The sequence below is a fragment of the Verrucomicrobium sp. BvORR106 genome, assembly GCF_000739655.1.
GTDB lineage: Bacteria > Verrucomicrobiota > Verrucomicrobiia > Verrucomicrobiales > Verrucomicrobiaceae > Verrucomicrobium.
In genome coordinates this window covers 23,956-49,247 of record NZ_BATR01000033.1, presented here as the reverse complement: position 1 = coordinate 49,247, position 25,292 = coordinate 23,956, and the positions used below count along the sequence as shown (strand labels likewise).

The 25,292-nt window shown below is 62.2% G+C and carries 14 protein-coding genes; 8 read left to right on the top strand and 6 right to left on the bottom strand.

The window, feature by feature from the left end; genetic code table 11:
• The first annotated feature begins 84 nt into the window (after nucleotides 1-84).
• Genes fdhD through ggt form a run of 3 tightly spaced genes read left to right on the top strand, consistent with a single transcriptional unit; the run spans nucleotide 85 to nucleotide 3,827 of the window.
• On the top strand, nucleotides 85-900 hold the full coding sequence (fdhD, locus tag BV106_RS05795) for a formate dehydrogenase accessory sulfurtransferase FdhD (RefSeq protein ID WP_038161891.1): 816 nt from the start codon (nucleotides 85-87) through the stop codon (nucleotides 898-900).
• Nucleotides 901-918: 18 nt separating this feature from the next.
• Nucleotides 919-2,043 carry a cysteine desulfurase family protein gene (locus BV106_RS05790; protein ID WP_081891537.1) on the top strand — a complete coding sequence of 375 codons (1,125 nt, stop codon included), beginning with the start codon at nucleotides 919-921 and terminating at the stop codon, nucleotides 2,041-2,043.
• A 56-nt stretch (nucleotides 2,044-2,099) separates the two neighbouring features.
• Nucleotides 2,100-3,827, top strand: a complete 1,728-nt coding sequence (gene ggt / locus BV106_RS05785; RefSeq protein ID WP_038161888.1) for a gamma-glutamyltransferase — start codon at nucleotides 2,100-2,102, stop codon at nucleotides 3,825-3,827.
• A gap of 520 nt (nucleotides 3,828-4,347) precedes the next feature.
• Here ggt and BV106_RS05780 read toward each other — a convergent pair.
• The 4 genes from BV106_RS05780 to tgt form a co-directional block, all read right to left on the bottom strand.
• Complete coding sequence (locus tag BV106_RS05780) at nucleotides 4,348-5,475, bottom strand: serine/threonine-protein kinase (protein WP_038161853.1); 1,128 nt, start codon at nucleotides 5,473-5,475, stop codon at nucleotides 4,348-4,350.
• 195 nt (nucleotides 5,476-5,670) lie between these two features.
• Nucleotides 5,671-8,007 (bottom strand): protein translocase subunit SecDF, encoded by a 2,337-nt coding sequence (locus tag BV106_RS05775; RefSeq protein ID WP_051945194.1) that lies wholly within the window; start codon nucleotides 8,005-8,007, stop codon nucleotides 5,671-5,673.
• A 93-nt stretch (nucleotides 8,008-8,100) separates the two neighbouring features.
• Complete coding sequence (gene yajC, locus BV106_RS05765) at nucleotides 8,101-8,445, bottom strand: preprotein translocase subunit YajC (RefSeq protein ID WP_038161846.1); 345 nt, start codon at nucleotides 8,443-8,445, stop codon at nucleotides 8,101-8,103.
• Nucleotides 8,442-9,572 carry a tRNA guanosine(34) transglycosylase Tgt gene (tgt, locus tag BV106_RS05760; protein WP_038161844.1) on the bottom strand — a complete coding sequence of 377 codons (1,131 nt, stop codon included), beginning with the start codon at nucleotides 9,570-9,572 and terminating at the stop codon, nucleotides 8,442-8,444. Before tgt ends, yajC begins: the two co-directional genes overlap by 4 nt.
• A gap of 175 nt (nucleotides 9,573-9,747) precedes the next feature.
• On the opposite strand from tgt, the gene BV106_RS05755 reads away from it, so the two are divergent.
• Together BV106_RS05755 and BV106_RS05745 are read left to right on the top strand one after the other, a co-directional pair.
• Nucleotides 9,748-11,280, top strand: coding sequence for a sulfatase (locus BV106_RS05755; RefSeq protein WP_081891540.1), 1,533 nt, complete (start codon nucleotides 9,748-9,750; stop codon nucleotides 11,278-11,280).
• Nucleotides 11,281-11,952: 672 nt separating this feature from the next.
• Nucleotides 11,953-12,744, top strand: coding sequence for a hypothetical protein (locus BV106_RS05745; RefSeq protein ID WP_038161840.1), 792 nt, complete (start codon nucleotides 11,953-11,955; stop codon nucleotides 12,742-12,744).
• Between the two features lie 23 nt (nucleotides 12,745-12,767).
• Here the strand turns inward: BV106_RS05745 and BV106_RS05740 are convergent, their stop codons facing one another.
• Together BV106_RS05740 and BV106_RS05735 are read right to left on the bottom strand one after the other, a co-directional pair.
• Nucleotides 12,768-14,075, bottom strand: a complete 1,308-nt coding sequence (locus tag BV106_RS05740; protein WP_038161832.1) for a DUF1501 domain-containing protein — start codon at nucleotides 14,073-14,075, stop codon at nucleotides 12,768-12,770.
• 12 nt (nucleotides 14,076-14,087) lie between these two features.
• Nucleotides 14,088-16,481, bottom strand: a complete 2,394-nt coding sequence (locus BV106_RS05735) for a DUF1592 domain-containing protein (protein ID WP_265595374.1) — start codon at nucleotides 16,479-16,481, stop codon at nucleotides 14,088-14,090.
• A 373-nt stretch (nucleotides 16,482-16,854) separates the two neighbouring features.
• On the opposite strand from BV106_RS05735, the gene BV106_RS35090 reads away from it, so the two are divergent.
• The 3 genes from BV106_RS35090 (at nucleotide 16,855) to BV106_RS05720 (ending at nucleotide 24,385) form a co-directional block, all read left to right on the top strand.
• Nucleotides 16,855-19,272 (top strand): alpha/beta fold hydrolase, encoded by a 2,418-nt coding sequence (locus tag BV106_RS35090; RefSeq protein ID WP_265595373.1) that lies wholly within the window; start codon nucleotides 16,855-16,857, stop codon nucleotides 19,270-19,272.
• Nucleotides 19,273-19,466: 194 nt separating this feature from the next.
• Nucleotides 19,467-20,822, top strand: coding sequence for a DUF3142 domain-containing protein (locus BV106_RS05725; RefSeq protein ID WP_265595372.1), 1,356 nt, complete (start codon nucleotides 19,467-19,469; stop codon nucleotides 20,820-20,822).
• Nucleotides 20,795-24,385 (top strand): hypothetical protein, encoded by a 3,591-nt coding sequence (locus BV106_RS05720; protein ID WP_038161826.1) that lies wholly within the window; start codon nucleotides 20,795-20,797, stop codon nucleotides 24,383-24,385. The genes BV106_RS05725 and BV106_RS05720 overlap by 28 nt, the downstream gene beginning before the upstream one ends.
• Nucleotides 24,386-25,292 lie beyond the last annotated feature (907 nt).

The following is a 25,292-nucleotide window of genomic DNA, read 5'->3' as shown; positions in this document are numbered from 1 at the left end:
GTATGGAGGCAATCCGAGGGGAAGGAATCCCCGTTGCATTTGAAGACGTTCCGTTTTGGTTGGTGGTTACCCTTGAAGCCCTCCATGAACCTGCCCGCCTCACTCTCTGTCCCCGTGACCCGCCTTTTTCGCGGGCAGCCGGATGAGCTGTTGCAGGACGAAGTGGCCGCAGAAGAACCGCTAGAACTGAGGGTGGAAGGGAAAAGCATCGCGGTCGTCATGCGGACCCCGGGCCACGATGAAGAGCTGGCAGCAGGATTCCTCCTCACCGAGGGAGTCATCACCAGCCCGAAGGACCTGTTTGAGATCTCCGTCTGCCCCAGCCGCTCGGAAGGCTACGGCGGGGTGGTGGATGTCCTGCTGGCCAAGGGGGAGGTGGACTGGTCCAAGCTCACGCGGCACGTGTTTGCGAGCAGCAGCTGCGGCGTTTGTGGCAAGGCCACTATTGAGTCCGTGTTTCAGTCCTTCGCCCCCCGGGAGTGGAAATGGACGGTGCCGCGCGAATTGCTCTGGAGCCTTCCCGATCAACTGAGGGCCGCGCAGCTCACCTTTGAAAAAACGGGAGGGCTGCATGCCAGCGCCATCTTCGACCTCGAGGGTCAGCTCGTGGTGGCACGGGAGGACGTGGGTCGCCATTCCGCCCTGGACAAAGCGCTCGGGTTTGCCCTCCGGCAGGACCGGCTGCCTCTGGACCGCCACGTGTTGCTAGTTAGCGGCCGGGTTTCCTTTGAGCTCATGCAGAAGGCACTCGCCGGGGGCATCGGGATGGTGGCCGCCGTGTCCGCCCCCAGCAGCCTGGCGGTGGACTTTGCCCGGGAGTCCGGCCAGACGCTGGTCGGCTTCCTGCGTGGTGGGCGGATGAATGTCTATGCCGGGGCAGAACGCCTGGGCGGGGATTGAGGAAATCAGTATTATTTCATGATGCGCGGCTACTTTGACCACAATGCAACCACGCCCCTGCATCCTGCAGCGCGGGCGGCCTGGCTGGAGGCCACTGACCGCTGCTGGCAGAACCCTTCGTCCCTCTATCGCGAAGCGGCCGCGGTGAAACACCACCTGGAAGGGGCGCGGGAACGGCTCGCGGATCTGCTGGGCTGCGACCCGGGCCGCGTCATTTTCACTTCCGGCGCGACGGAATCCAACAACGCCCTGGTGCGGTGGCTGGCCCAGAAGTCAGGGCCGGAGGCGAAGGTAGTTTCATCGAGCACGGAACACCCCAGCCTGGCCGAGCCGCTGGAGCATGAGTTCCGCGGCCGCCTCCTCAAGGTGCCGGCGCATGCCGACACCTCCCTGAACCTGGAGGCAGCCGACCGGCTGATCCAGCCGGAAAACACCGCCCTGGTGACCGTGATGGCGGCCAACAATGAGAGTGGCACCTTGAATCCGTGGCGGAATCTCACCGCCCTCTGCCGGGCAAGACAGGTGCCCTACCACTGCGATGCCAGCCAGTGGATCGGCAAGTTGCCTCTGACGGGCCTCGGCGAATGCGATTACCTCACCGGTAGCGCCCACAAGTTCGGTGGCCCCAAGGGAATCGGCTTCCTGCTGGTTCGAGATGAAAACGAACTCCTCCATCTTGCCCGGGGCGGCCCCCAGGAGGAGGGTCGCCGGGCCGGGACGGAAAACTATCCGGCCATCGAAGCCATGGTGACCGCGCTGGAGGCGGTGGAAGAGACACTGGCTTCCGTCGTGCCCCAGCAGAGTGCCTGGCGCGATGCCTTTGAAACAACCCTGTGCTCGCTGATTCCGGGGACGCGGATTGTGGGACAGGAGGTGTCCCGCCTCTGGAACACCAGCCTGTTTGTTCTGCCCGCTCATGATCACCGGAAATGGCTCGGCCGCCTGAGTCAGGCCGGGTTCGCGGTGTCAACTGGGTCCGCCTGCAGCGCCGGGGACAAGGGCGCCTCATCCGTCATGCAGGCCATTCACGCCCCAGTAGAGGAGTGGCGTCGGGTGCTGAGGATCAGCGGCGGCTGGGAGACGACCGCGGAGGAATGGCAGGCCCTGGCGGAGGCGCTCGGCAAGGTAGGCGCCGGGCTCTGAGTTAAGACGGAAAATCTAGATGCGCCGCACCCGCTCAAACTGGTACGATGCGGGCCATGCAACGGCGTCGTCCTTTCTTGTGCTCCATCACGGCAGCGGGCGCGCTGCTGTCGTCGGTTTTCCTCTGTGAACCATCTCACGCCGCCGAGTGGAAGCAGGCAGCCGTAGCATCGGTGCACCCTCTGGCCACGGCGGCAGGCGTGAAAGCCCTTGAACAAGGCGGCAACGCCGTGGATGCGGCGATCGCCACCGCCCTCACACTCGGCGTGGTGGATGGGCACAACTCCGGGCTGGGCGGAGGTTGTTTCATCTTGATCCGTGCCGCAGACGGAAGCGTGACCGCCATCGATGCCCGCGAGACAGCACCCGCGCTGGCCAGCCGGGACATGTACCTCAAGCCGGGCACCACTGAGCCCCGTGAAGTGGATGCAGAGGCCAGCAAGACCGGGCCGCTGGCCGTAGCCACCCCGGGAGCCCTGGCGGGATATGCCCTGGCGCTGGAACGGTTTGGCAAGCTCAAACTGGCCGACATCGCGCTGCCCGCTGCCAAGCTCGCTGAAGAAGGATTTGCCCTCGATGCCGTGTACGCCCGCAAGCTAGCCGCCACGAAGAAGGAGCTGGCCTTGTTTCCTGCGACCAAAGCCCTCTTCTTCAAAGACGACGGCAGCGTACTGAAGGAAGGGGACATCCTCAAGCAGCCCGATCTGGCCGCCACCCTGCGCGCCATCGCTGCCGGAGGGAGCCGGGCCTTCTATGAAGGCGACTTCGCCAACCGGGTGGGGGACTGGATGGCAGCCAACGGTGGCGTCCTACGGAAAGGCGATCTTTGCGCCTACACGCCCAAGCTCCGCGAACCGCTCCGCACCACGTATCGCGGCCATGAGATCATCGGCTTCCCACCGCCCAGCAGCGGCGGCGTGCATGTGGCCCAGATTCTGAATGTGCTCGAGTCCTTCGACCTCCCTGCCCTGTCTCCAACTGACCGCGTCCACACCACGGCCGAGGCCATGAAGGCGGCGTTTGCTGACCGCGCCTACTGGCTGGGAGATCCTGATTTTGTTCCGGTGCCGCGAGGTCTGTTGGACAAAGCATACGCCAAGACTCTGGCCAACCGCATCCAACCCGGTGGCCCAGCCGTGGCGGTGCCAGGACATGGGACACCACCCCGCGCTGACACGGACGTGTTTGGCGACCTGCTCAAGCACACCACCCACCTGTCCACCGCGGACGCCGCGGGCAACTGGGTGGCGCTGACGCAGACAGTGAACACCACCTTTGGCAGCAAGGTCATTGTGCCGGGCACGGGCGTGATCTTGAACAACGAGATGGACGACTTCGCCGCAGCCCCCGGTGCGCCCAATGCCTTCAAGCTCGTGGGTTCAGATGCCAACGCCGTAGCGCCCCGCAAACGACCGCTCAGCAGCATGAGCCCCACCATCGTGGTGAAGGACGGCAAGCCCTTCCTCAGCGTGGGGGCCGCCGGCGGGCCCACCATCATCAGCCAGACTCTGCAGAATCTGGTGAATGTGCTGGATCTCAAGCTGACCCTGCAAAACGCCATCGCCGCTCCACGGATTCACCACCAATGGTCACCCGACGAGCTGCGCATGGAACCCGCCTTCGGCCCCGAGATCCTGGAAGCCATGAAACAACGCGGCCACACCGTCAAAGAAGCCGGCAGCGTCGGCATCGGCGTCAGTCAAGGGGTACGATGGGATGAAGCAAAGGGCGAGTTCGAGCCCGTGCATGATCCGCGGGTGCCCGGAGCGGTGGGAGGGAGGTGAGGGTGCTGCTCTTGAGACACAAGATTCAAAGACTTAAGACCTGAGGTGCGGGGTGGGCCGCGGGCGGGTACAGAAAGCGGGGGTTCCCAGCCCCGCTCAGTCGCGCTTCTGGTGACATGACCTGCCTGCCAATGGGTGGAGCGGCCGTTGCTGCGACCCCTCCGGGGTCGGGGAATTCTTTGACAATACCGGAGGTATCAGTCGCTCCGCTCCTTCAACCATCCGGCTAATAGCTGGGTTGCCTCCGGCATCCGAACCCCGGCGGTGACAGTCAGAATCAAGTGTTGCCTGTAGATCCTATCCCGTCGCCCGATGCTACAGAGGGGAGCCTCCAGGTTCAAAACATGGGTAACACATCAGGTTCAGCACATGGCGCGACAACGGTGGCGATCCAAATCCTTCCTGCGGTATTCCCCAACCAGCGCAGCGTCTCAACCAACCGCGAAGCGGTGTCTCAACAGCCCGCTTGCGGGCATCTCAACCAGCGTAGCGTCTCAACGGGCCGCTTGCGGCCCGCGCCCTACCGCCACATCGCCTTCCAGAACTTGGCGAGTTCCGTCGGCCATTCTGCGCCCCATTTGCTCTCAGCCCACCAGACAAAGGCGACGGCGGCACCGGCGAGGATACAGACGAAAAAGAACACACCCGCCAGTCGGTCTGGTGAGAAGAACCGCGGGGAACCACCTGTCGCGAGGTGGGTGGTGGGCGTGGCAATGAGCCGGGCCGTGGGGGCATTCGCATCCACAGGCGGGCCGGGCGCAGGGCCAGCCGGCTTCGGGGGCACGAGCCGCGGTGCCACGGGGCGGGGTGCCGACGCCTGAGCACGTCGGTTGAGCACCTCGGTAGCCTGAGACACCCAGCCGGGCCGATCCCGGGCGTCGAGTTTCAAGAGCCAACCCAACCACTGGGCAAAGGCAGGATCCACATCGGCGCGGAACGAGGTGATGGAGGCCGCATCAAACTGCTGCCAGGAGGCCAGCAGGGCCTCGCGCGTCTTGCCCTCCACCGGTTGTTTCCCCGTGAGGAGATACCAGATCGTCGCTCCTAGAGAGAAGAGATCACCAGAAACCGTCGCTGGGCCGCCCATAAGCCGCTCGGGAGCCATGAACTGCAGGGTCTCCACGGGTGGATTCGCCCGGCACTCGGAAAGGCCCCAGTCCAGCACCAACAAACTCAGCCCTGCCGTACCCTGGTCAGTGATGATCAGATTGCTGGGCTTCAAATCGCCATGGGGCATGCCCGACTTTTCCCCGACCATGATGGCGTCACAGAGCTGGCGGGCCACCTCGCGAGCTTCATCGGCATCGGCTAAAAGTCGCTGGGACGGGAAGGCATTGCCCGCCCAACCGGCCTGATAGGCGTACACGAGCACACAGCCTTCAGGATCATCGTAAGCATCCAGCAGGGTGGCGATGTGCGGATGCCGGATCTGCTTCAACACCGGAGCGCGCTCCAGCACCCAGGCTGGGTCCATGGGGTTCGACGTTTCTCCCGACAGCAGCTTGAAAAGCACCTGCTGCCCTGTGGCCGTCTCAATGGCGCGATACACAATCCCCGCGGTGCCAATCGCCACGCGTTCCTGCACGACGTAGGCTTCCGTCGTGGGCTGCTCGGGCAGGGCATTCTGAGCCAGGGATTCGGGCATCATGCCGGCTTGGGAGGGGATTGATGGACCAATCGGACGCTAACCCGCTTCACGGGAGACGCAAGGGGCGGGAGCTTCTCACTTTCAAGTTTTCCTGATGTCGTTTTTAGCCTGCGTTTCATGATACCGCCAAAGAAAAAACCGCATCCACCCGGAGGCAGATGCGGTTTTGAAGCGGTATCTTACGAAAACCTCGCGTTACGCTGCGGCACCAGGAGCCTTCACGGAGGAATCCGAGGCATGGCGCTGCAGACCACGACCGGTGACCCGGCCGTACCAGAGCACCAGGGAGGAGGCGATGTAGATGGAGGAGTAGGTACCCACCACGACGCCGATGATGATCGGCAGAGCGAACTCCTTCATGGACGGGCCGCCGAAGAAGTACAACACGATCATGGACATGAGTACCGTCAAGCTGGTGAGCAAGGTACGGCTCAAGGTGGCGGAGATGGCCTCATTCATGATGTCGCGGATGCTGCCACGATGGGTGCGGAGCATTTCCCGGATACGGTCGAACACGATGATGGTGTCGTTGATCGAGTAACCCGCCACCGTGAGGATGGCACCGATGTGAATGACCGAGAGCTGCTGGCCAAAGAGCACCGAGAGACCGATGGCGATGACGCAGTCATGGAAGAGGGCCACGATGGCCGCCACAGCGAAGGCGAACTCATAGAAGACCACCAGGTAGATGAAGATGGCCAGCATGGCCAGGCCGTAGGCGATGGAGGAACGGATGGCCAGTTCCTTGCCGACGATGGAACCCACACGATCCGTCTGCCCGCCGGAGAGCTCACCCTTGTACTTGGACTCCAAAAGTTCTTTCACCTTGGTCCCGTCGTCATACTCGCTGCGAACCGTGATGAGGTTGGCCGTGGCGTTGGAGCTGGCCTGGACGAAGGCACCCTGGATGCTGGATTCCTTGAGGAATTTCTCGACGCCTTCGGTTGCCACTGTTTTGCCAGCAGTCACTTCAAAGCGGGTGATCGCACCACCACGGAAGTCGATGCCGATGGCGTCCTTGCCCTTGATCGGGAAGACCAGGAGGGACACGGCTGCGAGGCCGAAGGAACCAATCACAAACGGCTTGGACCACTTCAACATGTCGAACGTGCGGTTCGGGATGATGTGGGTGACGGTGATCTTCTTCAGAAGGTTTGCGTCAATGAACCAGTTGAAGCACACGCGGGTGACGATGAGGGCACCCAGCATGGTGCCGACGATGCCGACCGTGAGCGTGACCGCGAAACCCTTCACCAAACCGGTGGCGAGGTAGAAGAGAATGACGGCGGAGAACAAGGTGGTGATGTTGGCGTCGAAAATAGCGGAGAAGGCTTTTTCAAACGCGGCCTCAAGGGCGGCAGTGAGCGTCTTCCCGGCCGCCATTTCTTCACGCAGACGTTCGTAGATCAGCACGTTCGCATCCACCGCCATACCGATGGTGAGCACGATACCGGCAATACCCGGCATGGTGAGGGTGAAGTTGAACAAGGCCATGGAGCCGAACACCAGGAGCATGCAGACCACCAAACCGATCAGGGCGATGAGGCCCGCGAAGCGGTAGTAGATGAGCATGAACAGCGCGACGAGGATGGTGGAGACCCAGCCGGTCTGGATACCTTGCTGGATGGTCTGCTCACCGAAGGCGGCGGAGACGTTGCTCTCCTCAATGATCGTCATGGGGTTCTTGAGGGGGTTCTCAAGACCGGAGGCCAGTTCCTGGGCTTCTTCCTGCGTGAACTTGCCGGAGATCTCCGCATTGCCGCCGGTGATCGCCGAACGAAGTGTGGGAGCGGAGAGCACTTCACCGTCCACGATGATGGCGAGGTTCTCCCCGATGTGGGCGCTGGTCAGGTCAGCAAAGATCTTGCTTCCAGCGGAGTCCAGCTTGAGGTGGATGACCCAGCCTTCCGGGTTAAGCGCGGGCCAAGCCTGCACGACGTGCTCGCCTTCCAGGTCAGCGCGGCTCTTCACCAGGTAGCTGGCGACTTCACGCTTACCTTCCTTGTCTTTTTTACCGGGAAGCTCGGTGTAGCCGATGACCGGCTGGCCGGTGGCCTTCATCTGGGCCAGGGCGGAGTCGCCTTGGGGATGGACGAGGCGGAACTCCAGGTGAGCCACCTTCTGGATGGTCTCACGAATGTTGTCCACTTCATCAGGATGCACGCCGGGCATCTGAATGAGGATGCGGTCCGTGCCCTGGGGGGCGGTCAGAAGATCCTTGCCGCCATCCGGGTTGAGACGCTTTTCCAAGATGCCGATGGCCTGCTGGACAGCTGCCGGGGACAGGGGGACTGGCTGGCCTTTGTCATCGATGGACGGCTGGAGCTGCACCGTGAAGGAGCTGCCGCCGCCAAGGTCGATGCCTTTTTTGATTCCCAGTCCCGCGAACGCCCAGATGCAGAAGGCACTGACCCCGATGGTCAGCACCGTACCGATGATCTTTTTGGTCCGGTGAATGGTCGTGCCCAGATAGTAAAACAGCAGGAAGAGCAGGACGGCGCCCCAGATGAAGGTGATTTGCGGTGTATTCATGGCACTGACTTTGAGGATGCGGGATGAAAAACAAAAGGCGCCGCCCGGCGGGCCATAGGGCCTGAAGGCGGCGTCATGAGACGGTGCAAAAACTTATTTCTTATCGTCAACCACCGTGGCTTCTTCGGCCTTGGCTTTTTTGTAGGCGATGGCGGTGCGGTCAAATTCGACTTTTCCTTCGGCGAACTTCACCACCACGGTCTTCTCCTTGACGGTAGCGACCACGCCGTGGGCCCCGCCGATGGTGACCACTTCGTCCCCGGCTGAGAGGGCCTTCTGAAGGGTCTCCTGCTCCTTCTGCTTTTTGCGCTGGGGGCGGATGAGGATGAAGTACATCATCACCATCATGAGCACCATCATGATGATCGTGCTCTGTCCCCCACCTGTTTGACCTGCGGGAGCTGCTTGGGCGATGACGATGATGCTTGAAAAACTCATGATTCCTTGTGGGGTTGGTATTTGGCGGTAAACTCTTTCCGAAACTCGTTGAAGTAACCCTCCTCGATGGCGGTTCGGGCACGCGACATGAGGGACAGGTAGAAATGCAGATTGTGGAGGGAAATCAACCGCAATCCCAGGATTTCCCCGGCCTTGATCAGGTGACGGATGTAGGCGCGGGTAAATCCGCGGCAAAGTGGGTGGGTGTCCTCGCTGATGGGACGGAAATCCCGGGCAAAAGTGTTGTTTTTGAGGTTGAGAGTCCCCTCGTCCGTAAAAGCCGTGCTGTGGCGGGCGAGCCGGGTGGGCAGCACGCAGTCGAACATGTCGATCCCACGAGCGACCATCTCAATCATCTGGGGCGGGGTACCCAGCCCCATGGCGTAGCGGGGCTTGTCCATGGGCAGGTGGGGGATGCTGTGCTCCACGGCCGCCATCATTTCAGGCTCGGGCTCGCCCACACTGACCCCGCCGACGGCGTAGCCATCGAAGCCGATGCCGACCAGTTCCCGGGCGGACTTGGCCCGCAGTTCGGGGTAGCTGGAACCCTGGACGATGCCGAAGTGCAGCTGGGGCTTCCCATTGGTCATGGGCTGGTTCTTGTCCACCCACTCACGGCACCGCTTGGCCCAACGCAGGGTGAGGTCCAGACTCTTGGCCGCGTACGCCGCATCACAGGGGTGAGGCGGGCATTCGTCAAAAAGCATGGCGATGTCTGAGCCAAGGATGGACTGGATCTCCATCGCGCTTTCCGGGCCAAGCATCATCGGCGAACCATCCACATGGTTCTGAAAGTGAACGCCTTCCTCCTTGATCTTGCGCAGCTTCCCCAGAGAGAAAACCTGGAAACCGCCGGAGTCCGTGAGGATGGGCTTGTTCCAGTTGGCAAAGGCGTGCAAGCCTCCCGCCTCGCGCATGACTTCCATGCCGGGTCGCACGGCAAGGTGGTAGGTATTGCCCAGAATGATCTGGGCTCCAATGGCTTCCAACTCCACGGGATGGACCGTCTTCACCGAACCCTGGGTGCCCACGGGCATGAAGATGGGCGTTTCGATCACCCCATGAGGAGTGACCAGCCGACCGCGACGGGCGAGGCTGTGGGGATCGGTACCAAGGAGGGTAAACATCGGCTGGAATAAAGAAGCAGAAGCGGGCGCACAGGCTGGCAAGGTCCGGCCTCGGCGCAACCGGGAAAAACGACACCCAAAGTTGGATGTCGGCCATGGGTAGGGGGCCACCGGACGATTCGTGATGAAAAAGGCGGCCGAAGCCAGCGTTCCCACTGCCCGCAACCTCGTCATCATGATCCGTTTCCCTTTCCTCCTGGTCACCCTGGGCCTGCTCTCGGCTGGGAGCCTCCTCGACGGTGCAGCCCCCGCCGTATCCGCCAAGCCCAACATCGTGTTCTTCCTAGTAGATGATCTGGGGCAGCGTGATCTGGCCTGCTACGGCAGCACTTTCTACGAGACGCCGAACCTGGACCGACTGGCCAAGGAGGGGGCGCTCTTCACCGACGCCTATTCCACCTGCCCGGTGTGCTCGCCCAGCCGGGCCAGCATCCTGACGGGCAAGTACCCCCAGCGCACCGGCATCACGGACTACATCGGCGCGCCCATGAAGCCGGAGCAATGGAAGCGCAACACCAAGCTGTTGCCTGCCCCCTACGGCGACCGGCTGGCGCTGGAAGAAGTGACGATGGCGGAGGCCCTGAAGACCGCAGGCTACGCGACCTTCTTCGCCGGGAAGTGGCACTTGGGCCCCGAGGGCTGGTTCCCGGAGGACCAGGGATTTGACGTCAACCAGGGCGGGATCGGCCGTGGCGGCCCCTACGGCGGGAACAAGTACTTCTCGCCCTATGGCAACCCCCGTCTGGCGGACGGCCCTCCCGGGGAACATCTCCCGGACCGGCTCGCCACGGAGACCGTGAAGTTCATCGAGCAGCACAAAGAGAAGCCCTTCTTTGCCTACTTCTCCTTTTATGATGTGCACACTCCGCTGATGGCGCGTCCGGATCTGGAATCGAAGTACAAGGCCAAAAAGGCTAAGCTGGGGCTGAAAGCCGAGTGGGGGCAGGAGGACACCCGTCAAGTGCGGCAGGTGCAGGAACACGCCGTCTATGCGGCCATGGTGGAAGCCATGGACCAGGCGGTGGGCAAGGTGCTGGCCAGGCTGGACGAACTGGGCCTGAAGGAAAAGACGATCGTGGTCTTCACCTCCGACAACGGCGGCCTCTCCACGAGCGAGGGGTCTCCGACATCCAACCTTCCATGGCGCGGTGGGAAAGGCTGGATGTACGAGGGCGGCATCCGCGAGGCGTTGCTGGTGCGCTGGCCCGGGGTGGTTCAGCCGGGCAGCGTGATTCATGAACCCGTGATCGGGACCGACTTCTACCCCACCCTGTTGGCGGCAGGCGGAGCATCCCTTCCCCAGGGGTATCCCGGCGATGGCGTGGATCTCAAGCCTGTGTTGAAACAGGAACCCAAGACCGCGGAGGGCAAACCGCGCACCCTGTACTGGCACTATCCGCACTATGGCAACCAGGGCGGCGCTCCCGGCACCGCCGTGCGCCAGGGGGATTGGAAGCTGATCCACTGGTTCGAGGAAGATTCGTATGAACTGTACAACCTGAAGACCGATCCCGAAGAGAAGACCAATGTGGCAGCGGCGCAGCCCGAGGTGGTGAAGACACTGAAAGCGGAGATGGAGCGTCTGGTGAAAGATACGGGATCCCTGCTGCCGACAGCCAACCCGGCGTATGACGCGGCGAAGCCAAGTGGTCGTGCGGCCGGGGGCGGGGGTGGTGGGAAGAAGAAGGAGAAGGCCAAGGAGGAGTGAGGGGCCCGGTTCATAGTGGCTTCCCAAGGAGCGGCGGTTTGTGCTTGCACAACCGCCGGAGGAAAAGCACCCTCAATCCAGCAGTCAGCGATGAGAGCGCATGAAGCGGCCTGCCATGGAACCTGGGATGCGAAAGGCCGTCAGACCGCTACAACTCCTTCGGAGTAGAATTTCCAAAATCTTGTACCCGACGTAGGCTCGCTTGAAGCTCGCCAACATCGGGCTTGTAGCCTTATCCTCTTCGAGGAAAAACTTCGACTGAGTGCCTGGAAGGCGTCGGTTCCTTGGCGGCCACTTGGACGTGCCCGTCTCAGTTCGAAGTTGATCCCAGAATGGGATCTCTAACACAGCCCAACGTTGGACGAGCCCTAAGCGAGTCAACGTTGGGTACCTCCGCAGAGGACGATCAGGTGGGAAGGCCGACAGCATCCGCTTTCTCCCCACCGCCATCAACACCTCCACCTCAGGCGGATGCGATTTCATGTGCCGCCTGACGTTCGCGGCAAGATGCCGCGAACAGCACGCAGGGATGCGTGCGCTCCCCGAGCTTCCCAGGCACAGGCACCGGAACGGTTCTTCTACGCTGTCCTCTTCGCCAGGCGCACTTCGAAACAAAAAGTTGTGTTGCTCACCGACCCGACCTCCAGCTACGATCCCCGAATCTTATCGGCCATGATCACTCCTTTTCCTGATCGTCCGCTCCGGGTCCGGAGCTCCTTTGCCACCAAGAAAATCCTGGGAGGCATCGGTCTGATTTTGCTGGGGCTGGGATTCCTGGTGCTCTTTGTCTTTGTCGAAAAAGAGTCCATCACGGATGTTCTGGAGGATCACAAGATCTGGAAGACGGGCATTCCGGCCACCTTCACCGAAGTGCATGGCAGCGAGCGGACCAAGAACTTTGTGTTCCACGAATATTCCCTGGTGGTTCGGTATGGTGACAAGGAGATGCAACCCCATAGTGCCGATGTGAAGTTCGACACATTCCTGACCAGCGTGGACCAGGAACAGCGGCAGGAGGCGCGGTATCTGGAGAGCGATCCCAAGAAGGTGGCGCTTTCATGGGCGATCGAGGCCAGCACCGGTCGCTGGTTGGCCATCGGGTTCCTGGGTGTGATGGGGATTGTTATCGGAGGATTCTCGACCTGGGGTGGCATCGGCATGCTCCGCCAGCTGACGCTGGCCAAGCGCTGCGGCGAGCGGTCCGAAGTAGTGACGCTGGAGATCACGAATGTGACGCCCAACGTCGCGAATGGGAAACAGGTGGGACTCATCTACAACTACCGGGGCACGGATAGCGATGGTAAACTCCACGAAGGCAAGGCGGTCTTCACCATGAAGGAGGAGCCGCTCTTTGCGGACGAGGAGCGCAAGCATCTCGTGGGTCTGCACAGCCCGGCCGTGCCAGGGAAGATCCTGGTGCCGCGGAGCGACCTCCATCCCTTCGTCTCGCCCGTGCGCCTCTGATACAAGTCAGCAGCGGACCAGCCTCACCCCCAGAGGCCCTGGAGCCGCTCTGTGGCGGGCACGGTATAAGGAAACTGCGCGCTCAGGCGGTGGTCGGTGATGCCGGCCAGTTCCCGCAGTGCCCCATGGATGTGCTCGGGGCGGAGGCGGACGCCCTTTTCGGCATTCGTGGCCAGGGTGGCGGGATCCACCGGCACGCAAAACTGCTTCTCGTCCGTGGCGCCGATCACGCGGTTCCCCTGGATGCCCTTGCCCATGAACATGACGGAGCCGATGGACCAGTGGTCCTTGCCGTTGCCCTTGTTGTACTGGGGTGTGCGCCCCATCTCACTCTGGATCACCACCACCAGCCGGTCCCGGATCTTGAGCGCCTCCGCCCGGCGCATGAGGTGGGCGATGCCGGCCAGGAACTCCGGGATGAGTTTCATCTGGTCCTTGTCGTTGTTTGCGTGGCTGTCGAACTGGCCGATGGTCAAGTTCGCGGAAACGCACACGCCCGCCTTGAAGGAGGCGAGGGCGATCTCCACCTGCTGGGCGAGACGGGCCTTGGGGATCTCCGCCGGGATGTATGGAGTCACCCGCTGAAGGGCCTTGGAATTGATCTGGGCGGCGTAGAGCATGCTCTCGGCCCGCTCCACCCGCGGCAGCACCTGACGGGAGAGCCGGGCATCGGTCTGCGCCTTGAGCGTGCGCTCGATGCGGTCCAGCACAAAGTCATCGTGATAGGGCGACCGCTGCTGGCCCTCCACGCTGTCCGCATTCGCCACCCGCTGGAGGGAGGGCAGGTAGGGGATGCGCGACATGGGCACGAGGTTCCCGGTGTTGGAGTAGTTGCCAAACGTGAGGTAGGCGAGGGGACACTGCGGTCCCCGACAGGCGGCGACCAGCGCGGCGAAGGTGGGGTAGGCCAGACTGTCGAGATGCCCGGTGGCCATGTAGCGGGCACAAGGGGAGTGGTTGTTCACCGAATAGTCCAGGCCGTTCACCACCAGGAGCTCGCTGCCGAACTCGGCAAAGAAGTCCTCATTGCTCATGCCCGCCCCGGCCTCCATGTGGGCGGCGTTGGGAGCAAACTTCAACTGGCCGCGGGTCTGGATGTCGCCGTTCCCATAGAGACGGTTGATGCCGTCGGTGCCTTTGGGATCCATGAGATAGGTCGTGTCCCAGCCGCCGGAGGCGTTGAAGACCACGTAGTACGGCCCTTCAAAGGCATCCGGGTTGGCGGAGGCACTGCGGGCTTCCTCTGCGGCGAATCCCAACCCGGGAATCGCCACGGGTGCCGCCACGCCCAAACCGGCCAGACCACACAGTTTTAGGAAATCACGTCTCATGATGCTGGGTGGCTATTCGTAGAGGAAGTCCCGCTCCCGGAGCAGGCAGGTGACGACGGCGCGCCAGGCGCGCATGATGTAGCGGGGGTCCTTGATGCGGCCCTCGCCCTCCACGCGGCAGGCGTAGATGTCCAGCGGCTCAAACCCCTGGCGCTCCTGGGCATCGCTGATGACTCCGGCAAAGAGATCATAGATCCGGCCCACCTCCGGGGAGTCCGGAGCATCATTCCGTCCGAGGATGAGGTGGTGCAGATGCGCAATGGCCTCCCGGATCCGGAGGTCGGCCTCCGGGGAGGAGCCGGGTGCGACATCTGGATCGATCTTAGGAAACAACCTCCGCTCCGCCGGCGGCCTGGAAAAGTCCTTCGGCACGTTCCGGCAGGCCACATCATTCGCCATGGCCCGCTGGATGGCCCCCATGGCCCCGCTGGGATCCGTAGCGCGCTCCGTGACCTCCTTGGAATCGATGCCGCCGTAGAGAAGGGCGAATTGAGGATCCTGAAGGCGCCCCCAGCCGCGGCCGAAGATGGCGGTGACCTTGCGCTCCAGCTGCTCCGGAGTCAGCAGACGCACCAGCCCCACATCCCCAAGCTCCTCTGCCCGCTCCGGGTTCGTCGCCAGATCCTGGGCCGCCAGCCCGTCGGCACGGTAGAAAGGGGACACCGCCCAGCCCTGGAGGATGGCCTTGAAGTTGTAGCCCGACTGCACAAACGCCGCAGCAATGCGGGCCACCTCACGATGCTGGGCCTGCTGCGCGTGCAGCTTCGCCCGGTAGTGCGGCTCGGCGGGATCTTTGGGTGGCAGCAGCGTCTTGCGCCCTGTCAACACATAGAACCCATGCTCCACCATGGTGCTGGCAAAGCGCGGATCGCGGGCGGTGTGCTCCCCCAGCCACTGGAGGGCCCGCCAGCGTTGATCAGCGGGCAGGTCCTCCCCTTCAAACCCGGGACCAAAAACGTCCTTGAACCAGCCCTCCTTCCGCGGACCAAACACGCCTTCGAGGCTGTAGTAATCCTGAAACACCCCCGCCACCGGATCCAGGGTGCGATGGCACACCACGCACTCCGAGGCCTGCATGACGGGCACCTCAAACTTGGCCGTGACTGCAGCGGCGTCTTTCACCCGTGCCGCCAGCTCCATCACATCCACCCCCAGGAAGTGCTGGTAGTACATGCGGGCTCGCAGACAGTTGCGGTTCGTCTCCGTGGTGGGGTAGCGCCGCAGGTACTGGAAGAGGCTCATCATCCCGGCATGCGGATAGAAGCCGGTGGGAGACTCCTGATGGTCCCTCCCCGTGCGGTTCTTCAGGGACGGCAGGCGAACGGGCACATACTCAAAGGGATCCTCCGTATTCTTAAACCGGCCCTTCAGCTCCTCAAAGAGTCCGTAGCCCCGCGCAGTGTAGGGCGAGATCATGATGTAGTCCGCCGTCACGAGCTCCGTGAAGGGCCGGTTCTCCCGCACGATGTGCTTCACGAGCTCCATCGGTTCACGGAGCAACGCCTCCCGGTAGTCATCGGCCAGCTTGTACCGCGCTTTCTGGCGGGCCTTCTCGTCGGTGATGCTGCTGAGGTCGTGCTTCTGCGTCCAGTGACGGGTGGTGCTGAAGTGCTCGTAGGAGAGGGCGCTTTCTGCACCTTCTCCATAACCCCGGGTGAGGAAGATGTCGTTGAACGCCTCTGCCAACCGGTCGTAGAAGGCCTCCTCCTTCATCACAGTCTCCAGCACCGGAGCGAGAGCCTTGAGCCCGCCCTGACCGATCTGGCTTTCCTCATCCCTCGTGGGCAGCCGGCCGGCCAGAGAAAGGGTGAGCCTCCGCAAGAGATTCCCATCCTCCATCATCGCCACGCCTTCAAAGAAATCTCCCTGTGGCTCGATGGCCATGGCAGGCCCCGGGGTGGTGGCTGGCAAAGTTCCAGATGCCACCTGCTGGACAAACTGTTCCAGGGTACGGAAGCCCGGTGAGCCAGGCTTGAGCACATCCTCACCTCCATGATCCAGGCCTCCCGCGGCCTTCACCAGCATGAGAAAGCCTTCCTTCTCCCGCACGCCCGCCATCTTCTGGAAGGCCGTCTGGTTGTGCTGCCGGGACTCGTCTTGGTGCGGGCTGGAATCCTTGGCTGGATCGCGCAGGACAAACTTGCTGTCCTCGGCATCGCCACCCGGCTTGTGACACTTGAGGCAGGAGCGCGCGCCCACTTGCAGCCAGACTTCTTCAAAGGGATCAACCGGACGTGCCGCAACGGCGCAAGGCTGGCCCTGCGATGCCTCCTTGATCAACGGTGGTGCGACCTCCGCCGCCGCGATGCGACTGCCAGAAGGACCACAGACGAGAGAAAGAAAGCCCAGCCCAGCCAGCAGGATCGACCTGGGCAGAGGGGGTGAGAACGGCAGCGGGAAGTCCATATGACAAGGACAAGTCCAGGCAAAAAGCGGCAAAGCTGGACATACGTTGCAAGTTCAGCCGTCATTGCATCCCGACACCGCCTTCAGGGGAGTATCCCGGTTTTGCCCACAGATTGCAGCTTGAGGTTTCCCGGATTTTTGCTTTGTGAGCAGTGTTCACTCACCCCCTGAGAGAATCCTTTTTCCCGTGTGGATGAATGGAGGTGCCCGGCACCCCTCACCCGCGCCAAAACCCGCCCCCCTAGATGAACTACCTCGTCCACAAGCACGGACAGCAGCTTGGCCCCTTCTCCGAAGCCACCCCCTTCCTCGTCCGGCGGAGATCCCTTTGCGCCAGCCGGTGGCCTCGCCCGCACCCGCGCCTTTTCGCGCCTTGCCAGACGGAGCCAGCAAGCCTGCGTTGAAGCGCCAGCGCCCGCTGTGGCCCTGGTTGCTGGGGGCCGGGATCCTCGGCGGATTTGGTCTCCTCTTCACAGTGGGCTTCATGGTGCTACAGAGGGTGAACAAGAATGTCACCGCTTCCCACCGTGCGGAAAAACCGCTCTTCGAGGACCGGGCGGGACATCGTACGATCTGGAAGAAGTCATCGTATGAGGCATCCGGACCCGCCGAAGAGCCGCCCAAGGGAGTGTTCGAGAAAGTCCACTACCCTTCCGAGGTGGGCTCACTGGTGGCGTATGTGACCCCGGATCCCAAGGATGGGAAGAAGCACCCGGCCATCGTGTGGGCGCATGGAGGCTTCGGCGGCATCGGCAGCTACTTCTGGGAGGAGGCCTCCAAGTACGATGACCAGTCAGCCCGCGCCTTCCGCGAGGCGGGCATCGTGCTCATGACGCCGTCCTGGCGGGGTGAGAACGATAATCCCGGAAGGTTCGAGCTGTTCTACGGCGAGGTGAACGACCTCCTGGCAGCAGTGAAACATGTGAAGACCCTGCCCTATGTGGACCCCAACCGGGTGTACATCGGCGGGCATAGCACGGGCGGCACGCTCACGCTCCTGGCCAGCACCGCCTCAGACCAGTTCCGCGCCGCCTTTTCATTTGGTGGCATGTCGGATGGACGGGAGGTGCTGTATGCTGGCGAAGGGTTCGGCAACACACCTTATAACTCGCTGAAGGAACGCGAAAGCCTGCTGCGCAGCCCCATCCGGTACACCCGGTTTATCAAGCGCCCCACGTTCTACTTCGAGGGGGAAGACAACCCCACCTTCATAGAAAGCGCCAAAAAAATGGCGGACCGCGCCGTCACCACGGAGGTGCCGTTTCAAGCCTACACCCTGCCTGGCACCCACTTTGACCTTCTGCGACCGGTCACGGGTCTGCTCGCCAGGAAGATCCTGGCTGACACAGGCGAAACCTGCAACCTGACCTTCACCGATGCCGAGCTGCGCAAGACGTACGACGAAGTATTCCCCCACACTCTGGGCAGGGTGCTGACGGCCTGGCTCACCGATGGCGGTGACCTCACCAAAGCGCTGGAAGGCCTGGACGAGGAGGATGCGGAGCCTCGCACCACGAGCGATGTCAACCTGCTGAAGCGGACCGTGGACAAACTGCGCGACGCAGCGCCGGGTCCCGCCATCACGGCGCAGATGACGGCCCTCACTGAGGTCTGTGACAGCGTGACGGACTCCGAAACTTATGATTTGATCGTCGAGGATGTGCTGCCTGCCGTGCAGAAATGGGCCAAAAAAAGGATCGCAGAACCTGCCTCCTTCACCGTCGCTGCCAGCGATCAACCGGGTGAGGACGCCCAGTTCCTTCAAGTGCTGCAGTACCTGATGGAGAATGGCGAGACTGACGACACCCGGCCGCTCCTCGTCCTGGCCGCCCGCCAGGGGGTGGGTCCGGAGGACTACGCCTGGGCTTCGCTGTTCCGCACATTCTCCACGGAGCCAAAGCAGATGACCCTGCTGGTGAAGGAACTCAAAGGGGCCCTGCCCCCAGGATTCGCTGGCGTGTCGCTGCTTGACTCCGCGAACCAGGCCCGGCTGAAGGAAAAGTGGAAAGACCGCCACCCGTATGACTCCGAGGCAGGCGTGGCCCGGCTCCAGGCCTGGTTTGAAAGTCGTGACCCCGAAACCTCCAGCTATGCCCACAGCGCCGCCGTCGGCCTGGCCTTTCTCTCGCCGCCTTTCCGCGCGCGGCTGCTGCCCGTAGCGCTGGCTCACCCGAGCGAGGAAGTGCGCATGGAAGCTGCCTGGTCGGATCTGAAGCACGAGGGCGCCACAGGACTGGAAGTGCTAAAGAAGGCCTGCCTGGACGTCAACCGATCCAGCACAGCCCGGCGCTATCTTGAAGAGCTTCATCATGCTGCCGACGTCCCGGCTGCCGCCAAGGAACCTGACTTCGCCGCAAAGGCCACGATGTCCGAATGGCTGCAGCACCCCAATGAACTCGGGGCACCACCACTCAGCCTGGACATCCATGACAAGGCAGAACTCTTCTGGCCCCCCCTGAAGAAAAAGGTGCCCCTGTGGCTGATCAAATACACGCATCGCGCCGAGAGCGATGAAGAAGGTGCGGCCAAGGAAATCGAGACCAACTATGGCATGGTGGGGTCGATGACGTGGTCTTTCTTTGCCGAAGAAAACGCGAGCCCCACAGCGGGCTACCTCTACGTCAGACACTGCGCCCTGGAGCTGCAACGTCAGGCCGATGATGAAGAGGAAGATGACGATGAGGACGGCGCTGCGGCAAAAACCCAGAAAAAGAAACTGAGCCGCGAGGAGTGGGCGGTCGAGGCCAGGAAGCAATTGGAGCAGGGCAACCCCGGCCGTAGTTTCGAGTGAAGTGATGCCCTTGAACCACCCCGAACGGCGGCCGCCTTCGCGGTGGAAAATATTTTTCCAAACCCATTCAACATTCTTCGCGGCGGATGTTCAATGAACTCCACTGACTCATTGGTCTTGCCCGCGTCATGGGGAGCATCCGGTCCATTTTTTCCGGGACGATTGTCGTCTGGTTAACCCTCGCTAGTGCCCTCGTGTGCACCGGTGCCGGGCCGGTGGATGCTGGGCAGACGCCCCCGCCTCCTGCCTGGTGGGTCTGGAATCGCCCTATACCGCTAAACGCGGAAGAGGCTGCGGGGCTGCGGAAGCACGGGGTACGGGAGCTGCAATGGAACCTGGGCACTCTGGCACGCAAGGGCACCCAATGGACGGGGGCAGACAAGCTGTACCTCCCGTCGCCGGTGGAAGGGCTGACGATCACGCCGGTGGTCCGACTCCATCATGCCGCCACCACGATGTCAGAACCCACGGCCGATGAAGCGCTGGCCGAGCTGCTGGCCAGGCTCTGCGGGCGTCTCCGCTGTGAGACCTTGCAGCTGGACTATGACTGCCCGGACCGCCTGCTGCCTCGCTACGCGGAGGCCTTGAAAAAAGTACGCCAGCACATCGCCCCGGTGCGGCTCAGCGTCACGGCCCTGGCAGGCTGGCCCCGGGTGGCAGGGTTCAAGGAATGGTGCGCCCAGGCCGATGAAGTCCTGCCCATGTTCTACGATCTGGAGTCTGACGCGAACGCAGAACGGCGGGCACCGCTGCTCTCAGAGGCCACGGTGCGGGATCAGATCCCCCTCTGGGCGGGCTGCCCCACACCCTGGCGGGCCGGGTTGCCCAACTTCACCCGGGTGACGGTGCTGGACGCGCAGGACAAAGCCCTGGGCCATGTGGACACCTGGCGCTGGGAGACGTTGATCTATGATCCCGCATGGGAAGTGCGACAGCCTACCTCACAAGGCATGACGGAACTGCGCGCCCGATCAGCCACCACCGTGGGGAGAACTCCAGTTGTCGAGGGAGGAGGACTGCTGGTGCGATGGCCGGATGCAGAGTTGCTGCGAGCCGCCAGCCAGGCGGCGTGCGCCGCAGGTGCGGAGGGTGTGATCCTTTTCAAACTGCCTCAGGCGGATTCCCCCAGCGGATGGAGTGTCCCCACCGTGCTGGGGGCGCTGAGTCTCGATCAGGAGGAGGAGAAAGACCTGCTTCCCAAGATCGAAGACTTTCGTCTGCTGCAAAAGGATTCCCGGTTCGTGCTGATTCATGAAGGAGGCATTGATCTACCACCCCGCTTCGCCTCACCTTCCAGTACGGATGCCGGGTGGACACTCGAGTTGGATCTGGCACCGGCAGCGTTCGTTGAATTGGCAGCCGGGGAATTTTCCGGGCGCGACACCGCCAATGAGAAGCAGACAGGGCAAGTGACACTCCGGCTTCCCCACCTGCGCAGCGGCAGCAGCCTCAGTTCTGGTTATTTTCAGTATCTCAAACCGTCGGCGGTCTTGCGCTGGCGCATCCCTCAGCTCTCCTCTGTATGGCAACCCGCCGCTCCCTCTCTGTAGCCCTGCTTGCCGCAGGCACGTGTCTGACCACCCCGAGTGAGGTCAACTCCTGTGGGCCGATGTATTATGCCGCCGCTCCGATGCTCTCGGCGTTTCCTGAACGACATCCAGTGAAAACCATGCTGGATCTCTTTGCCGATTCACAGAAGGCTAGCGTGGTACCTGAGAAGGAGCCGGTAGGGTGGCTCGTGGGACGCTTGCTCTCTGCAAAGCGTGAGGATCGAATCCAGATTATAGATAGCGCCATCGCGGCCAATCGCATGACGGGAGTCTATGAGTCCCGCATGGCCAACCTGCTATGGGACCTGCGGGATTTACGATCTGCCTGGGAAGGTGACTTCAACGCGGAAGCGAAGGCCTACGTGGACTGGAGAGTGTATCAATACGAAAAGGAAAAACGCGGTCTCCCACCCAGCATCGCCGCAGAACATCGCAAGGTGGAGGACGGCTGGTGGATGTCGCCCAAGGAAAAGGCAGACGAAGTAGCCAGGCTGGCGCAGGAACAAGCCGCCATCAAAGCAGGGATTGAAGAAGGGGAACGCGCCATCGCCCAGGCATCGCCTGCGCTGGCTCCCCACTGGATGGTGGCGCGAGGAGGAGCCGCCTTCCGTCGCGGTGCTCTGGAGGAAGCGGCGGGATGGTTCGACAAGGTAGTGCAGAATCACGCTGGACATCCCCGCCGGGAGACTGCGCTCTATATGGTGGCCCGTATCAAGATTGAGGAGGCCCGGCGTATCTCCAGGAAACAACTCGAGGCGGAGAAGGATCGCCCTGAGGAGAGTCAGGACCTGTTCCAGGCACTCGAATCGGCAGAGCATGCTCTGGATGAATACTCCAAGGAATATGCTGCGGGCCGCTATCTCGCCGAGGTAGCGGGGTGGCGGGGGGCCATCCACTCTCTCGCTGGTCGGCATTGGGAAGCACTGGGTGCCTATGTGACGCAGCTTGATCACGCAGATCAACCGGAAGTAAGAAGCTCCGCCGGAAGGGAGATCGAACGCTGCCTCAAAGAGCTGCTCGCTACCGACCGGACCAAGGACAACTCCAACAACATGCAGGACGTCTTGAATCTGCTCGCTGTCCGTCCAGAGGCAACCCTTCGGGTGATGGGCTTTTTCCTGGATGGCCCGGCTGACTTTGGATACGAAGCAAGATATTGGGATGAAGATTACCTGAACCAGGAAAAGCTGGACCGGATTAAGACCATGCTAGGTCGGTCGCGCCACGCTGCGATGCTGCAACGACTGGCGGCCACGGCCCTTGATCACGAGGGCGCATTCAAGGCGGCATCATGGCACCCCAGGTTCGTCGCCCTCATGGCATGGGCCGCCACGGAGGGGGGCCAGCATGCCCAGGCCCTGCGGATCTGTGAGCGTCAGCCTGAAGCACTGGTCAGCAGTGACGATCTGCAATACTGCCGTGCAGTCACCCTACAGCGCCTCGGAGATGATGCGAGGGCCGCTGAAGCGTTCCAGGCAATGAGGGAACGCTTCCCCAAGAGCCGGCTGACCGACGGTTTGGCTCTGCGACAGGCCCAAAGCCTGCATCGTCTCGGCAAGGACGGAGAAGCGATAGTTATCTTAAACTCGGCCATCGCCGCCGTTGAGATTGTGCAGCGGGAGCCCCGCCCTGTGGGCGCAGCAAGTCCCTCGCCCCTGAACTCCCATCAGGAGTTAAGCCAGTATCTAGGAGTGCTGGAGCAGTTCTGTCCTTTGCCCCAGTTGGAGGTCGCGCTGCGGTCACTCCAATTGCCCGCGGCGACGAGTCCCCGGTTGCATCAGTTGGTCGTAGCCCGACTGCTGGCAGTGGAGGACTGGCGCTCACTGCGCCGGGTGCTGGGCACCCCTCCGGCAGGCCCAGACCCTGACGAGGAAGCGGAGCGAAACCATCTGGAGGACGCCCTGAGCTATTGGGAATGGGGTCAGCCTTCGCTCATGCATTTTTACGCCCGCAAAGACCTGCATGCAGGACTGGCGCGCGCGTTAATGTTATTACATGAACCTAGCAAGACTGCTCTGACACCCGCTCAGAAAGCCCTGTGGCACTGGAGCATCGCCTCCGTCTGGCAGGCCGTCCGGGGGCAGCTCACCCTGTCAGCCGTCTATTCAAGTCCTGGCGATTATATGGCAAGCGATCATCGCCAGATGGAACTGCGCCTTCGGACCAACGCTCTCGCTCTCGGCTATCGGTTGGAGACAGTGGACCGAGCGTTGGAAGCTCGCGATGAGCTGCGCCATACCTTTCAACATTGCCTGAAAGCTGCCGATCTGGCCCCTGGCTCTGCCCTGGCCGCCCGGGCCTTGCACAAGGCACTGGAGTGTCTGCGTCGCATGGCGGAAGTATCGCCCTACGCGCAAGCACGGGCTTTTGAAGGCGACTGGGGAGGACTTTCCCGTCAACTGTATGACCGCCTACTCAAGGAATGCCCCGACTCCCCTGAGGCTGGCCAGCTCGCCGCCTGGTGGAACTTTGCTGCCCCACCAGAATTGCACGGATGGATGCCGGGCAACGGCTATCCCGCCGGCGAGGACTACGAGATCCGGGAAATCCTGGTACCCGATGCCACGACGAAGCCGCGGCGAGAATGGAACCAGCAACTCTGGCAACGGGAGTCCGAACGCCGACGCCAGTTCGATGTCTTGCGTGGACGCCTCCAGAAGCTCGGCAGCGTGTTCGACAGCCAGGGGCTTGAGGCCGCGAGAACCGAATCCAAGGCGATCCGTCAGGCGTTGATTCCTCTTGCCGATGCTCTGGACTGGACCACGTCGATCAACGCCCTTGATGCCGCCGATTTGGTATTGAACCAGCCCGCACCGGAAGCAGAGGCAGTGAAACGTCATTTCCTTCATTCCAGTGTTGCACGGGCATCGGAGCAAACTCCCGCCCCTGCATCCGGGTCACCTGCCGTCGCCCATGACACAGACGGATTGGATGACCTAAGCGCGTATCGTGCCGCCGCTGCCGCGATGGAGGAAGATCGGGGGATGCCAGATCAGTGGAGTTTACAGGAGACTCGGTGGCAGAGCTACCTGCATGCCTATCCCCAATCCCTGAAACGCGAAGCGGCTCAATTCCAACTGGCGCGCGCCATCACGCGGCAGCACCGGGGCTGGACCCATGTTAGCAACCGTACCTGGCCTGAGGCCCCATTTGTAGGCACCTATGTCCGGCTGGTGGTGCAGAGAGAGAAACCCTTCGATGCGAGGCGAGCCAATGCCGCTCTCGATGCCTACACCAAGGCCTATCCAGAGGGCCGTTATCTGGCAGACGTGAGTCTGTTTAGAGCCGGGGTGGCGGTGGATGCTGGAGACTATCCCGAGGCCCTGCGCCTGCTCTGCGCCGCCTTGGGGGATGAGAACCACAAGGAACTGCACCTCGATGCTGCGCTGGCTCTCGCGCAGTGCTTTGAAAAGTTGCACGATCCAGAAAAACGCCGCCCTCTGGCCCAGGCCATCGCAGCGGATCCTCTTGCCTGGGATCGATTCACGGTCTTCACACGCAGCGCCAGCTGCGGTCAGCGGTTGCGGGTGTATGAGGACTGGGTGGCGAGTTTGAAGAAGTGAGAATGGGATGATGACCGGGAACCACCAGAGCCTTTGAAGATCATCCATTTTTTGATCCACTTTCCACTTGGCACTCCCAGACTCACGCCAGTGTCTTGGAGCGCCAGCGGCTCGACGATGCTTTCGCCGGCTGGTGGCGGGTGGGTTGCGCCTTGAACCTTGGTTCGGTTGTTTGGTGTGCGCGTGGCGTGGGCTTCGCTCGTGCGTTGTCGTCCTTCGCGCTTTGCCACGGTTAGAAAACGGTGTCGAGCCACCGTACTCCAAGACGCTTCGCGACGGAGGGAGTGGTGAGGGTGCTCGGCTGATGTGGAAGGCTGTACGTTCCCAGATGGGCGCAGAGCAGGAGCGAGTCTCCAAGCCCACATTCCGAAGTCAATTTCAGTCGGCCCTCTCAAAGCTCGCAGCAGCGTCTTGGAGTGCTGGCGACTCGACGCCGCTTTCGCCTGCCGACAGGACAACCTCTCCCTCCCTACTCCTTCGCCAGCCGGTAAAGGAGGCGGGGTCTCCGACCCCGCTCAGTCGAACGGCGACTGAGGTGGCACACGTTTTGAGTGGCAAGTAGCTGCTGGGTTTTGGGCAGATCCATCCCTCCGCTCACCCGCGGGGCTGGACCCCCCGCCTCCTTTATCCACGCTGCTCCAGTGTCCGGGTTCTAGGTCAACACAAGGGGTGCCAAAGCGGTGTCGAGCCACACGCACTCCGAAGACGCTTCGCGATGCTGGCAGCGCTGGAGCAGATACAGTCACCAGTAGCGGGTCACTCTTCCACCTTGCGTAATCCACGTTCCTCTGCGCTAAATCGAGGTTCTCATTTCCCCCCAACGATCCCGATGAAAAGGACGTCCTCCCCCAGACTCCCCGGTGCCCTGCTCTGCCTCATTGCTGCGGGGCTCCTCTCAACAGCTCAC